The sequence below is a fragment of the Ruegeria sp. S263 genome, assembly GCF_056780525.1.
On sequence record NZ_CM165558.1, the window covers coordinates 2,459,129 to 2,471,527 of the forward strand.

Below are 12,399 nucleotides of genomic sequence, written 5' to 3' on the forward strand. Positions count from 1 at the left end.
GTGCCCGGACCTGGGCAGGTTGGTTCAGGTAGTTTGTAAAGGACGTGCGTCTGATGGTACAGAATAACAAGGTTTTAACCGTTTCCTACGGAACCTTCTCATGCACTTTGGAAGGCTTTGACGATTCCTTCGAAACGATGAAGGCCATCGCCGAGTACTTTCGCGACCTTGCTGCGGAAGACCGGTACTTTGGGTCAGAACCTCCCCAGCCCGACGCCGAGATGTTGGCCCGCATCGCGCAGCGCGACGCATCCACACGCGTGGAAGCCCGCCAGAACGAAAGCGGCCTGTTGCTGCGTGCAACCGAAGTTGCGGCAGCGCCTTCCGAACCTGCAACGCCAGTAGAGCAAGCGCCGAGCGCGGCAGAGCCGGAACAAGCCCCCGCTGTTTTCTTTGATGACGCGGAAGCGGTTGAAAACGCCCCTGCCCCGGCCGCTGACAGCATAGCCGCCAAGCTGCAGCGCATCCGTGCCGTCGTATCCCATACCGACGAGAATTCGGTCATTTACGCTGAGGACGAAGAAACGACGCTGATGAGAGAGGCCGCTGGCCCCTCGGATGCCGTCGCTGCCGCCTTTGAAGCCGGTTCGTTGAGCGCGGCAGACCTGCAGGAAGACGTCCCGGCAGAAGATGTTGCCCAAGCCGACGCAGCGCCGTTCGAAGCAGAGGACACCGCACCAATTGCCGAAGACGACCAGATGCCCACGGCCGAGGCGGCTCCCGAAGCCGTGGAACCTGTTGCTGAACTGGACGAGCTTGCCGAAGAATACGATCCGTCCATTGAGGCGGTGATTGAAGCCGTCGAAGATCTGGACGAAACCTCGGTGCTGCCCACCGAGGACGTGATCGAGGAAGAGATTGCCGAGACTGAAATCAAGCTTTCGGATGACGAACAGGACAAAGACGAAGAGATCCTCAATATCCTCAGCCAGGATGCCTCGGACAACGACGATGTCGAAATTGAAGAGACCGCTGCCGAAGAAGGTGTTCTGAGCGCGCAGGACGAAGAAAACCTCCTTAGCGAAATCTCTGAGGTTGAAGCGTTTCTTGCCAATCGTGCGAACGAACCCGCAGCCGATTCAGCGGCATCAGATCAGGACTTGACGCGCCTGATGGACAAAGCCGGTGTTCAGATGGACGATCCGGCGAACACACAGCGCGAGACCTATTCTCACCTCCGCGCGGCTGTAGCTGCAACCGAAGCAGAGCGCAAAGAACAGCCCGAGGCAGACGATGAGGAAGAAGAATATCGCAACCTGACATCGTCCGTAGTCAACCCTCGCCGCCCCGAGGTTCAGGTGACCAGCATGCGCCCGCAATCGAATACGCTGGCTCCGTTGAAGCTGGTGGCAGAACAACGCATTGACACTCACGACGAAGATGCCGGCCCCGTTACGCCCCGCCGTGTAAAGTCCGAGGATGAAGATCAGGCGAGCGAGGAAGGTGGATTTGCATCCTTCGCGCAAGAGCAAGGCGCGCAGTCCCTGCCCGATCTGCTTGAGGCCGCAGCGGCCTACCTGTCGTTCATCGAAGGTCAGGAGCAATTCTCGCGCCCGCAGTTGATGAATAAGATTCGCTCACTCAAGCAAGATGAGTTCAACCGCGAAGAAAGCCTGCGGTCCTTCGGTCAGTTGCTGCGCGACGGCAAGATCGAGAAAGCAGGTGGTGGACGATTTGCAGCGTCAAACCAGATTGGCTTTCGCCCGAATGACGAACGCGCCGCTGGCTGACCATATACAAGCTTGAAATCAAGGGGCCGGTGCTATGCACCGGCCTTTTCTTTTGCCTATTCAAACTGATACCTCCGCGCCCGATTGTGACGAAACGTCCTTTTTGCTGCACTGCAGAATAATGGTAACCTGTCGCCATCTAATTTGATGCCCACAATTCATTAAAACAGGAGTCGTGCCATGTATGAACTCCCAATACGGCGCCTTCGAATATACGACAAACCGAAAATAGTAAGCCATTACAGAAACTTAAACGAAGACACGCTGACCTCTCGGTTTGGCGTCCCTGTCAGACCGGAATTCGTGCAAAACTATCTGGATGGAATATTTGACAATGCCGCGCTTGTTTTCGGGGCCTTTCCAGATTCCTGCCTGCGAGGTGTTGGAGAGCTTCGGACTGTACCCGATAGCCAGAATTTCGTGGCAGAAGTTGCGATGACAGTCGAAGCATCCTGGCAAGACCGCGGTATCGGCGACGCCCTACTCTCTCGGATCATTGCAGCCGCGCGAAACCGAGGCATTCGGGAGGTTCATATGCTGTGCCTGGCGACGAACCAGAAAATGCGCCGTCTGGCGGCAAAACACAAAGCTGAATTGAAGCTTGTCACCGGACAGGTCGAGGCCACACTGACCACACCATGGCCAAGCCCGTTCAGCCTCGCCGAAGAAATTTCGGGCGAGTATCACGCCTTAGCGCGCGCAATCCTGACTTGGCCATTACCCGAGCACGGAAACAGGCAGTAAAGACCGCCTATTCCGATGGCTGATCCGGATCTTCTTTGCCGACGCCCTTAAACACGAACTTAAATGGCAAAGCCCACAAGACGCCAAGCACGACATAGACCAGCAGTTCCAACCAGATCGGCGGTCGGTCGAGCCAATTCACAATTGTCACCACCGCCACGATATAGGCCGGCAGACCAACCAGGAGCAACACCATCGACCAACGACGGCGTGCCTTATAGCTAAGTCCTGGTTTCTGATCTGTGCCCATCAATCTGCAAACGGGTCAGTCACCAGAATGGTGTCGTCCCGCTCCGGGCTTGTCGACAACAGGGCAACCGGGCATTCGATCAGTTCTTCGACCCGGCGCACATATTTGATGGCGTTGGCAGGCAGGTCTGCCCAACTGCGGGCGCCCTCGGTGGATTCGCTCCAACCCGGCATTTCTTCATAGATCGGTTTACAGCGGGCCTGCTGATCTGCGGCGGTCGGCAAGTAATCCAGTCGCTCGCCGTCCAGATCATAACCCACGCAGATTTTCAGCGTCTCAAACCCGTCAAGCACATCCAGCTTGGTCAGCGAGATGCCGTTCACACCGCTGGTGGCACAGGTCTGCCGAACAAGGCAGGCATCGAACCACCCGCAGCGGCGTTTGCGTCCCGTCACCGTTCCAAATTCATGACCCCGAGTGCCCAGACGGTGGCCGTCCTCGTCATCCAACTCGGTCGGGAAAGGTCCCTCACCGACGCGGGTGGTATAGGCTTTGACGATACCCAGAACAAAATCCACAGACCCCGGCCCAATGCCTACGCCCGTTGCGGCCTGCCCTGCGATCACGTTCGAAGACGTCACGAAAGGATAGGTGCCAAAATCAATATCCAGCAGCGCCCCCTGCGCCCCTTCAAACAGAATGCGTTTCCCTGCCTTGCGCTTTTCATTCAGCACTTTCCAGACCGGAGCAGCAAAAGGTAGGATTTCCGAGGCGATCTTTTTCAACTGAGCGATCAGCGCGTCACGATCCACTGCTTCGATCCCCAGACCTTTGCGCAACGGATCATGGTGTTGCAGCGCCCGATCAACCCGTGCCTCAAGCGTTGCCTCATCAGCCAGATCAGCAACGCGCACCGAGCGGCGCCCCACCTTATCCTCATAAGCCGGGCCAATGCCGCGCCCTGTGGTACCGATCTTGGTACCCTTGCTTGCCGCTTCTTCTCGCGCTCGGTCCAGCTCACCATGGATGGGCAAGATCAAAGGCGTGTTTTCGGCAATCATCAGCGTTTCCGGGGTGATCTCGACCCCCTGTTTGCGGATCGAGGCGATTTCGTTCACCAAGTGCCAAGGATCCAGAACAACACCGTTGCCGATCACGCTCAGCTTGCCACCACGTACCACACCTGAAGGCAGCGCGTTCAGCTTGTAAACTTCACCATCGATGACCAGCGTGTGCCCGGCATTATGCCCACCCTGAAAACGCGCGATGACATCTGCCCGCTCACTGAGCCAGTCGACGATCTTGCCTTTTCCTTCGTCACCCCACTGGGCGCCGACAACAACCACATTGGCCATATCCGGTCCTTTTGCGCTGAGATATCAAACTCGGCTCATATAACGAGGAGAAAGCGGCAGGGAAACCGGTAATTCGCCGCAGACCATAACCGCGCTGCGCGCGATGCCTCCGGCGGGGGCAGAGCCCCCTAGTCGGCACTCAATTCAACAGGGCTGCCATGGGGTGTGGTCAAATACGCTTTTTCCCATGCCGCTGATACATCGTCGATATCGCCGGCACTGGTTTCACCACTATCCGCCAGAAGCGTTTCCAGTGTCTCAAGCCAAGCGCGAAAATAATCCTCGCCGCCATCGAGTTCCTTCTTCAACCCGTGACGCTTCAACGTAGCAGAAAATCGTGTCGCCCATTCCGGCCAATCGAATCGCCCCGCTTCGTTCAGCGCAACTGTCACGGCAAAGACTTGAGCGTGCCATGGTTCGGCAAATACCGGCTCGGGAGCTGTATGCGCGATGCAATCGGTCATGATGGCTCCAGATAACTTTGCCAGAGGTCTAGTACGACCTCGTCCTTGGGATTTTCGGGCGCTGCCCAAAGTTCCGATGCGGCGAAAACCACTGCATAAAGCGGCTCGGGCGATTCTCCGAGGCCGTGCGCGTTTGAGTCCGGTAAGACATGGCTGCCGTGAACACGCAGAACCCGCCCCTCGGCTCCAGCGGCGTAGGCTGGCAATCGTGTGTGACCGCCATCCACCAACCGATTGGAAGCAGGGTGAACTGTCCGAACGTTCTGGCCGATTTCATATTGCACGGGCACGTTGGACGGTCGATCCGCGGGACCACCTTTGGATAGCGCGGCACTAACGGCTTCAGCTTTGAGCGTCCTTGATGCCAGAGGATGCGGCCCCTCTTGTTCCGCCCCTCTCAAGTCGGCCAATGTCAGAACACCTTGCTCGACCAACAAGTCAGCCAAGGCAGATATCCATTTTTCGTAATAGGAAAACCGCGTGTAATCCTTCGGCGATAAGCGCTCACGCGCATGGCGCGAAATGTCGATGTTCCACTGGCCTAGAAAGCCTGCTGCCAGAGTTACAGCCAATGCGCGACCATGCCACTCCTGGGGAAAAACCGGCGCGTCTACGGCATCGGGGACTACCGGGCCATCGCCAAACCGCCCACCCATGTCGTGAACCCGTGTCATGAGGGCACCTTGGGCAAACCGGTTCCAATCATGCTGTCGCGTGTCACCAGGGCGGCCAGAGCGTCTTCGTCAAGCGATACAGAGCGCTTGGGCCGCATTGGTAAAACCAGATAGCGGATCTCGGCGGTCGAGTCCCAAACCCGAACGGCAGTTTCGAATGGCAGCGTCACGCCGAACTCGGTCAGTACTTTACGCGGTTCCCGAACGGCACGCGCGCGATATGCGTCGGACTTGTACCACCCCGGGGGGATACCGAACAGCGGCCACGGGTAACAACTGCACAAGGTGCAAACTACCATATTATGTTGGGCAGGCGTATTCTCGACCACTACAATGTGTTCGCCCTGCCGCCCATAAAATCCAAGATCAGCAACAACCGGGGTCGCATCCTCAAGCAAAGCGCGTTTGAATTCCGGGTCCGTCCACGCCTTTGCGACGACACGTGCACCATTCTGAGGGCCTATCTTGTTTTGGTAGGTGTCGATAATCTCATCCAAAGCCGCGGGGTCAACCAGCCCCTTGCGAGTCAGAATCGTCTCGAGCGCCTTGACGCGCAAGGCAGGTTCGGGTGGCAAAAGGGCGTGCGGGTGGTCGTGATCATCATGGGGCATGGCCGCAGGTTGCGCCACGATCCGCCGATCTGTCCAGTCCCTTTGCCGTGATAAGACACATCATTGATCCTGATGGAAACTCGTGACTTGCCCCCGGAACCAAACTTGCATAAGTACCACGCGATACACGCCACGCTGTACAGGACCACCATGGAAAACGTCGTTCTCATCATCCATCTTCTTCTGGCTCTGGGCCTGATCGCCGTCGTCCTGATGCAGCGGTCCGAAGGCGGTGGTCTTGGCATGGGTGGCGGCGGTGGCGGCGCCGTTAGCGGCCGCGCGGCTGCAACTGCGTTGGGCAAGGTCACATGGATTCTGGCGGCGTGCTTTATCGTCACGTCGATCACGCTGACGATTCTGGCGGCTCAGAAATCCTCGGGCAGCTCGGTTATCGACCGGTTGGGCGTTCCCGCCCCGGCTGCGACTGAAGAAAGCGCACCGGCGGTTCCGTCGGCGGACGATCTTCTGCCTCCGGTACAGGGCGACAACGCGCCGCTGATCCCGCAGGCCGACTGATCCACAAAACCTAGAAACCTGACAGAGAACTGCAACAGCATCTTGCGGTTCTCTTGCGCTTTGGGCGCGAATCCTTTATGTATGGAGTCCCGTGATGCAACGGTTTTTCGGAACCGTCGGGCAGCTGATTTTGACGTCTCACGGGAGCTAGCCGAACAACATGGCGCGTTTTATTTTCATCACCGGTGGTGTGGTTTCGTCCTTGGGCAAAGGGTTGGCCTCGGCAGCTTTGGGTGCCTTGTTGCAGGCACGCGGATACTCGGTCCGGCTGCGCAAGCTGGACCCCTATCTGAACGTCGACCCCGGCACTATGTCTCCGTTTGAACATGGTGAGGTGTTCGTCACCGATGACGGGGCCGAAACCGATCTGGACCTTGGCCACTATGAGCGTTTCACCGGAGTCGCCGCGCGCAAGACCGACTCGGTCAGCTCGGGGCGGATCTATTCGAATGTGCTCGAGAAAGAGCGCCGCGGCGACTATCTGGGTAAGACCATTCAGGTGATCCCGCACGTCACCAACGAAATCAAAGATTTCATTGCCATTGGCGAGGATGAGGTTGATTTCATGCTGTGTGAGATCGGCGGCACCGTCGGCGATATCGAGGGCCTGCCCTTTTTCGAAGCCATCCGTCAGTTTAGCCAGGACAAGCCGCGCGGCCAGTGCCTGTTCATGCACCTGACGCTGCTGCCCTACATCAAGGCCTCGGGCGAGTTGAAAACCAAGCCAACCCAGCATTCGGTCAAAGAGCTGCGCTCGATCGGTCTGGCCCCTGACATTCTGGTTTGCCGGTCGGAAGGTCCTATCCCAAAGAAAGAACGTGAAAAGCTGGCCCTGTTCTGCAACGTGCGCCCTGACAGCGTGATCGCGGCGCAGGACCTTAGCACGATCTACGACGCGCCGCTGGCCTATCACAAGGAAGGTCTGGATCAGGCAGTTCTGGACGCGTTCCAGATCAGCCCTGCCCCGAAACCCGATCTGGCCAAATGGGAAGATGTCAGCGACCGCATCCACAACGCCGAAGGCGAGGTAAAGGTTGCCATCGTCGGTAAATACACCCAACTGGAAGACGCCTATAAGTCGATTGCCGAGGCGCTGACTCATGGTGGCATGGCCAACCGCGTCAAGGTCAAGGTCGAGTGGGTTGACGCCGAGGTGTTCGATACAGAAGACGCCGCGCCCCATCTGGAAGGATTCCACGCCATCCTTGTCCCCGGCGGCTTTGGCGAGCGCGGCACGGAAGGCAAGATCAAAGCCGCGCAATACGCGCGCGAGCACAAGGTTCCCTATCTGGGTATCTGTCTTGGCATGCAGATGGCGGTTATCGAAGCAGCCCGGAACGCGGCTGGCATCAAAGAGGCGGGTTCCGAAGAGTTCGACCACGAAGCCGGCAAAAAGCGTTTTGAACCTGTGGTCTATCACCTGAAGGAATGGGTTCAGGGCAACCACAAGGTCGAACGCAAAGTCGGCGACGACAAAGGCGGCACCATGCGTCTGGGCGCATATGATGCGGTTCTGGCCGATGGCTCGAAAGTGGCCGAGGTCTACGGCGGCACCAACATCGAAGAACGCCACCGCCACCGCTATGAGGTCGATATCAAATACCGCGAGCAATTGGAAAAGGCCGGGCTCAAATTCTCGGGCATGTCTCCTGACGGACGTCTGCCGGAAATCGTCGAATGGTCGGACCATCCGTGGTTCATCGGTGTTCAGTATCACCCTGAACTAAAGTCGAAGCCGTTCGACCCGCATCCGTTGTTCCGCGAGTTTGTGCGCGCGGCCAAGGATACCTCTCGTCTGGTCTGACCTTCACAGGATCACTGCCTTGTGACAGCCGATGCGAAAAATTCTGTACGCATCGGCTGTTTGCGCCTTTAACTGTCGTCACAACAACGACAGGAGACCGGCCATGACAGATCAGATCACACGCGCAGAAACCTTTGCCGCCCTGCACAAGAAGGGCGACCCGGTTATTCTGTACAATATCTGGGACGCTGGCAGCGCCGGTGCCCTGCGTGATGCCGGGGCCAAAGCGATTGCCACGGGTAGCGCCCCGGTCGCGATGGCGCAGGGGTACGGGGATGGTGAGAACATTCCCATGGAGGCCGCGCTGGACAATGCCCGTCGCATTGTGTCGGCCGTCAATCTTCCTGTGACACTGGATTTCGAAGGGGCTTACGCATCGGACGTGCTTGGCGTGGCCGCAAATGTCGAACGTGCCTTGGAAACCGGGGTGATCGGTTTCAACTTCGAGGATCAGATCGTCGGCACGAAAGAGTTGTATGACATCGAGACTCAGGAAGCGCGGGTACGGGCAATGCGCGAGGGCTGTGATGCCGCCGGGATTCCCGCCTTTATCAACGCGCGCACAGATATTTTCCTCAAGGCCAGGCCCGATACACATAGCGATGACATGTTGGACGATGCAATCGCACGCGCCAAAGCCTATGCCGAAGCAGGGGCCAGCGGCTTTTTTGCGCCGGGACTGAAGGATGAGGTGCTTATCGCGCGGTTATGCGAATCGACCGAATTGCCTGTAAACATCATCGCCCTGCCCGGAACACCGGACACTGCAACATTGGCATCACTGGGCGTGGCGCGCATCAGCTATGGCCCCGTGCCCTACAAACAGATGTTGGGATGGCTGCAAGAACAGGCGACAAAGGCTCTGAACTAAACTTCAGGGCCTTATGGCCCGCTGAAACCCACAAAGCGGGATTTTGACGATTCCAGTCCATGACATGTAGTCCGTGCTTGGCGGGCTACAAAATATGGAATATTCTAAATTTATGTTGAAGAAGTTCTTTCAGGCGTTTCGCCCGCCACAGCATACGAATCTGCCCGACCCGGACGCCGAATTGGCGTTGGGTGCGTTGATGGTGCGCGTGGCGCAGGCGGATCGCGACTATAAGCTGGAAGAAATCAGCCTGATTGATCGGATACTTGCCCGTCTGTACCAGCACAACGCGATTGAGGCCGCCAAGGTCCGCGCCACTTGCGAAAAACTGCACGCGGCGGCCCCCGAGACTGACACGTTCGGCAAACTGATCCGCGAAACCACAGACCTGCACGAGAGACTGGCCGCCCTAGACGCCCTGTGGGAGGTCGTTCTGGCCGACGGCAATTCCGACGAAGGCGAGATGAAGATCGTCGAGGAAGCCCGTATTGCGATGGGCCTCAGCTTCAACGACAGCCAAGCTGCACGCGGCCGCGTGCAAAGGCGCTTGGAAGAAACCTAGTCGGCCTCTATATCTTTCGCATGTTCAGTGAATTCCTGTCCCGGCTTACTCAGCCTCAGCCCGACCCGCTTGCCGATGACGATGCGCGATTGGCGTTGACCGCCCTATTGGTCCGCATTGCTCGGTCAGACAACGACTATGCCGACAGCGAGATGGCGCGGATCGACCGTATTTCCGCCGAACGCTATGGCCTGTCCCCGTTCGAAGCGGCCGCCCTGCGCGCTCGCGCCGAAGATCTTGAGGCCGAAGCCCCGGACACCGTCCGCTTTACCCGCGCGATCAAGGAAGCCGTCCAATATGAAGATCGGCTTGCCGTGGTTCAGGCAATGTGGTCGGTTGCGCTGGCCGATGGGCACCGCACGGGAGAGGAAGATTCCCTTTTGCGACTGGTGGTCAGCTTGTTGGGGGTCAGCGATGTCGACTCGGCCCTGGCGCGGCAAAAGGCAGCCAAAGCGTGATCGCTGCGTTGGGCATGTATGACATGCCCGCTGTTCGATCCGCGAATGATCGTTTCTGGCTTTTGATTCGTGAAAACCTTGGCTTCGGCCCCGCCAGCCTGACACGGGACGAAGATGCATGGAGCATATGGCAGAGTCCCGACCTTCTGTTTGCCCAGACGTGCGGGATGCCCTACCGAACCCGATTGCACGGCAATGTGCAACTGGTTGGAACACCGGATTACGGGCTGCCGGGATGTCCACCGGGGCATTATCGTTCGGTCTTTGTTGCCCGGCAGGATGACCCCCGTGGGTTGAAAGAGCTTGCAGGCGGGACATTTGCCTATAACGAGGCGCTTTCGCAGTCCGGCTGGGCCGCTTCTATGGTTCACCTTGCCAAAGACGCCCAGTTTCCGTCTGAATTGCTTATGACTGGCGGTCACGCGTATTCAGCCCAAGCGGTTGCGGATGGTCGCGCCGACTATGCCTGTCTGGATGCCGTCACTTGGGCGTTGTTGAAGAAACACTCAGACTTGGGAACAGCGTTGCGCCCTGTTGAAGAAACATCCCCGACACCCGCCCTTCCCTTCATCACGGCCATCGGGCAAGACGCAGCCGCCATCGCACGGGCAACTCAAAAGGCGATAACCGAATTGTCTGATCAGGACGCAGAACTGCTGCTTCTGCGGGACCTTATCTACATCCCGGCGGATGACTATCTGGCTGTTCCCAATCCACCGCAAGCGGCTGCCGACTTGCTCAATCCCTGACCGATTTGGCCAGAACGTCTGGTCATTTTGACAGTTTCTGAGCGGTAACGCATCATTTGCGCATTGCATTGCTCAAAAATTTAAGCCCTAGTACCGCACCAACACCAATAACACTCAGGGCTCCCGTGACAGATTCCACTCCGGTCATCGAGATCAAAAACCTACACAAGAGTTTCGGCAATCTAGAAGTGCTGAAAGGGGTGGATATTACGGCCAGACGCGGTGATGTGGTGTCTTTGATTGGGTCGTCCGGGTCTGGTAAATCCACGCTTCTACGCTGTTGCAACCTGCTGGAAGACAGTCAGCAGGGGGAAATTCTGTTCAAGGGCGAACCCGTCCGTTGGGCAGGCCAAGGTCAACACCGTCGTCCCGCCGACGCAAAACAGGTTCTGCGTATCCGCACCAACCTGTCGATGGTGTTTCAGCAATTCAACCTGTGGGCCCACATGACAATCCTGCAAAACGTCATGGAAGCCCCGGTCACCGTGTTGGGCCGTGACAAGACCGAAGTTGAGGACAGCGCGCGGAAATATCTGGAAAAAGTCGGTATCGGCGACAAGTGCGACGTATATCCGGCGCAACTTTCAGGCGGTCAGCAACAACGTGCCGCGATTGCGCGCGGACTGTGCATGGAGCCCGAGGCGCTGCTGTTTGACGAACCGACCTCGGCGCTGGACCCTGAGTTGGAGCAGGAAGTCATCAAGGTTATCAAGGATCTGGCCGCTGAAGGCCGCACCATGATCATCGTGACCCATGACATGAAAATGGCGGCCGATATCTCAAGCCACGTGGTGTTCCTGCATCAAGGGCTGATCGAGGAAGAGGGCCTTCCGGAAGACATCTTCACCACCCCTGAATCCGCACGGCTTCAGGGCTTTCTATCCGCCACCAAGGCGGCATAAACTCAGGACAGAACTAAACTGGGGAGTTACCAATGAAAAACCTGATTCTGACCACAGCAGCGCTGGCGCTTGGCGCGGGCATGGCCATGGCGGACACGATCCGTCTGGGCACTGAAGGTGCTTATGCACCGTGGAACTTCGTAAACGACGCGGGCGAGATCGACGGGTTCGAGCGCGAACTGGGCGACGAGCTGTGCAAGCGCGCCAGCCTGGATTGCGAATGGGTCAAGAACGACTGGGATTCGATCATCCCGAACCTGGTCTCGGGCAACTATGATGCCATCATCGCCGGCATGTCGATCACCGATGAGCGGGACGAAGTCATCGACTTCACCCAGAACTACACCCCGCCAGATCCGTCGGCTTATGTTGCCATGTCCGATGGTGTTGATCTGGCAGGCGGCGTCGTGGCGGCCCAAACAGGCACCATTCAGGCTGGCTACATTGCAGATTCCGGCGCAACTCTGGTGGAGTTTGCAAGCCCCGAAGAAACCATCGCAGCCGTCCGCAATGGCGAAGCTGATGCGGTTTTAGCTGACAAATCCTTCCTGGTGCCCTTCACCGAAGACGGCTCGGGCATGGTCTTTGTCGGTGACGAAGTCCCGCTGGGCGGTGGCGTCGGCATGGGCATCCGCGAGTCCGACGGTGAGCTGAAAGAGAAGTTCAACGCCGCCATCCAGTCCATGAAGGACGATGGCAGCCTGAACGAGCTGATCACCAAGTGGGAAGTGTCCTCGACCTTCTAAATTGCTAATTGCGGCGCGCCTGA

General features: G+C 57.8%; 15 protein-coding genes. 10 read left to right on the forward strand and 5 right to left on the reverse strand.

All coding sequences use genetic code 11. The annotated features are described in order from the left end of the window. Positions 1–53: 53 nt before the first annotated feature. Entirely contained in the window at positions 54–1,730 is a 1,677-nt protein-coding gene (locus tag ACT2B1_RS12250) for a hypothetical protein (protein ID WP_171121038.1), read from the forward strand. Between the two features lie 180 nt (positions 1,731–1,910). Continuing rightward, a complete protein-coding gene (locus ACT2B1_RS12255) occupies positions 1,911–2,474 on the forward strand; it encodes a GNAT family N-acetyltransferase (RefSeq protein WP_171239483.1) in 564 nt (187 codons plus the stop codon). 7 nt (positions 2,475–2,481) lie between these two features. Here ACT2B1_RS12255 and ACT2B1_RS12260 read toward each other — a convergent pair whose 3' ends face one another. From ACT2B1_RS12260 to nthA, 5 genes are all read right to left on the reverse strand, one after another. Then, positions 2,482–2,724, reverse strand: a complete 243-nt coding sequence (locus tag ACT2B1_RS12260) for a DUF2842 domain-containing protein (RefSeq protein WP_171121034.1) — start codon at positions 2,722–2,724, stop codon at positions 2,482–2,484. Beyond that, entirely contained in the window at positions 2,724–4,019 is a 1,296-nt protein-coding gene (locus ACT2B1_RS12265; RefSeq protein ID WP_171122790.1) for an adenylosuccinate synthase, read from the reverse strand. The genes ACT2B1_RS12260 and ACT2B1_RS12265 overlap by 1 nt, the downstream gene beginning before the upstream one ends. 128 nt (positions 4,020–4,147) lie before the next feature. Further along, positions 4,148–4,483: a nitrile hydratase accessory protein gene (locus ACT2B1_RS12270; protein ID WP_171239484.1), complete on the reverse strand. Its 336-nt coding sequence runs from the start codon at positions 4,481–4,483 to the stop codon at positions 4,148–4,150. Beyond that, the gene (gene nthB / locus ACT2B1_RS12275) at positions 4,480–5,157 is read right to left on the reverse strand and encodes a nitrile hydratase subunit beta (RefSeq protein WP_171239485.1); all 678 of its coding nucleotides are present in this window, start codon (positions 5,155–5,157) and stop codon (positions 4,480–4,482) included. The genes ACT2B1_RS12270 and nthB overlap by 4 nt, the downstream gene beginning before the upstream one ends. Then, positions 5,154–5,768 (reverse strand): nitrile hydratase subunit alpha, encoded by a 615-nt coding sequence (gene nthA, locus ACT2B1_RS12280; protein WP_481669022.1) that lies wholly within the window; start codon positions 5,766–5,768, stop codon positions 5,154–5,156. The genes nthB and nthA overlap by 4 nt, the downstream gene beginning before the upstream one ends. Positions 5,769–5,918: 150 nt before the next feature. Between nthA and secG the strand changes: the two genes are divergently transcribed. The 8 genes from secG (at position 5,919) to ACT2B1_RS12320 (ending at position 12,376) form a co-directional block, all read left to right on the forward strand. Next, entirely contained in the window at positions 5,919–6,284 is a 366-nt protein-coding gene (secG, locus tag ACT2B1_RS12285; RefSeq protein ID WP_171121693.1) for a preprotein translocase subunit SecG, read from the forward strand. A 160-nt stretch (positions 6,285–6,444) separates the two neighbouring features. Then, positions 6,445–8,088, forward strand: coding sequence for a CTP synthase (locus tag ACT2B1_RS12290; RefSeq protein ID WP_171122785.1), 1,644 nt, complete (start codon positions 6,445–6,447; stop codon positions 8,086–8,088). Positions 8,089–8,191: 103 nt separating this feature from the next. Then, on the forward strand, positions 8,192–8,959 hold the full coding sequence (locus tag ACT2B1_RS12295; RefSeq protein ID WP_171239486.1) for an isocitrate lyase/PEP mutase family protein: 768 nt from the start codon (positions 8,192–8,194) through the stop codon (positions 8,957–8,959). Between the two features lie 112 nt (positions 8,960–9,071). Next, on the forward strand, positions 9,072–9,521 hold the full coding sequence (locus tag ACT2B1_RS12300; RefSeq protein WP_171121692.1) for a tellurite resistance TerB family protein: 450 nt from the start codon (positions 9,072–9,074) through the stop codon (positions 9,519–9,521). 20 nt (positions 9,522–9,541) lie between these two features. Beyond that, positions 9,542–9,979: a tellurite resistance TerB family protein gene (locus ACT2B1_RS12305; protein WP_171121021.1), complete on the forward strand. Its 438-nt coding sequence runs from the start codon at positions 9,542–9,544 to the stop codon at positions 9,977–9,979. Continuing rightward, positions 9,976–10,728 (forward strand): phosphate/phosphite/phosphonate ABC transporter substrate-binding protein, encoded by a 753-nt coding sequence (locus ACT2B1_RS12310; protein ID WP_481667843.1) that lies wholly within the window; start codon positions 9,976–9,978, stop codon positions 10,726–10,728. The genes ACT2B1_RS12305 and ACT2B1_RS12310 overlap by 4 nt, the downstream gene beginning before the upstream one ends. A 125-nt stretch (positions 10,729–10,853) precedes the next feature. Next, positions 10,854–11,630, forward strand: a complete 777-nt coding sequence (locus tag ACT2B1_RS12315; protein WP_171239488.1) for an ABC transporter ATP-binding protein — start codon at positions 10,854–10,856, stop codon at positions 11,628–11,630. A 32-nt stretch (positions 11,631–11,662) separates the two neighbouring features. Then, positions 11,663–12,376, forward strand: coding sequence for a transporter substrate-binding domain-containing protein (locus ACT2B1_RS12320; RefSeq protein WP_481667844.1), 714 nt, complete (start codon positions 11,663–11,665; stop codon positions 12,374–12,376). The last annotated feature ends 23 nt before the right edge of the window (positions 12,377–12,399 follow it).

Bases quoted from the DNA above. Each gene is read 5' to 3' on its own strand.
- ACT2B1_RS12250 (WP_171121038.1), top strand. From the start codon at position 54: ATGGTACAGAATAACAAGGTTTTAACCGTTTCCTACGGAACCTTCTCA.
- ACT2B1_RS12255 (WP_171239483.1), top strand. From the start codon at position 1,911: ATGTATGAACTCCCAATACGGCGCCTTCGAATATACGACAAACCGAAA.
- ACT2B1_RS12260 (WP_171121034.1), bottom strand. From the start codon at position 2,724: ATGGGCACAGATCAGAAACCAGGACTTAGCTATAAGGCACGCCGTCGT.
- ACT2B1_RS12265 (WP_171122790.1), bottom strand. From the start codon at position 4,019: ATGGCCAATGTGGTTGTTGTCGGCGCCCAGTGGGGTGACGAAGGAAAA.
- ACT2B1_RS12270 (WP_171239484.1), bottom strand. From the start codon at position 4,483: ATGACCGATTGCATCGCGCATACAGCTCCCGAGCCGGTATTTGCCGAA.
- nthB (WP_171239485.1), bottom strand. From the start codon at position 5,157: ATGACACGGGTTCACGACATGGGTGGGCGGTTTGGCGATGGCCCGGTA.
- nthA (WP_481669022.1), bottom strand. From the start codon at position 5,768: ATGCCCCATGATGATCACGACCACCCGCACGCCCTTTTGCCACCCGAA.
- secG (WP_171121693.1), top strand. From the start codon at position 5,919: ATGGAAAACGTCGTTCTCATCATCCATCTTCTTCTGGCTCTGGGCCTG.
- ACT2B1_RS12290 (WP_171122785.1), top strand. From the start codon at position 6,445: ATGGCGCGTTTTATTTTCATCACCGGTGGTGTGGTTTCGTCCTTGGGC.
- ACT2B1_RS12295 (WP_171239486.1), top strand. From the start codon at position 8,192: ATGACAGATCAGATCACACGCGCAGAAACCTTTGCCGCCCTGCACAAG.
- ACT2B1_RS12300 (WP_171121692.1), top strand. From the start codon at position 9,072: ATGTTGAAGAAGTTCTTTCAGGCGTTTCGCCCGCCACAGCATACGAAT.
- ACT2B1_RS12305 (WP_171121021.1), top strand. From the start codon at position 9,542: ATGTTCAGTGAATTCCTGTCCCGGCTTACTCAGCCTCAGCCCGACCCG.
- ACT2B1_RS12320 (WP_481667844.1), top strand. From the start codon at position 11,663: ATGAAAAACCTGATTCTGACCACAGCAGCGCTGGCGCTTGGCGCGGGC.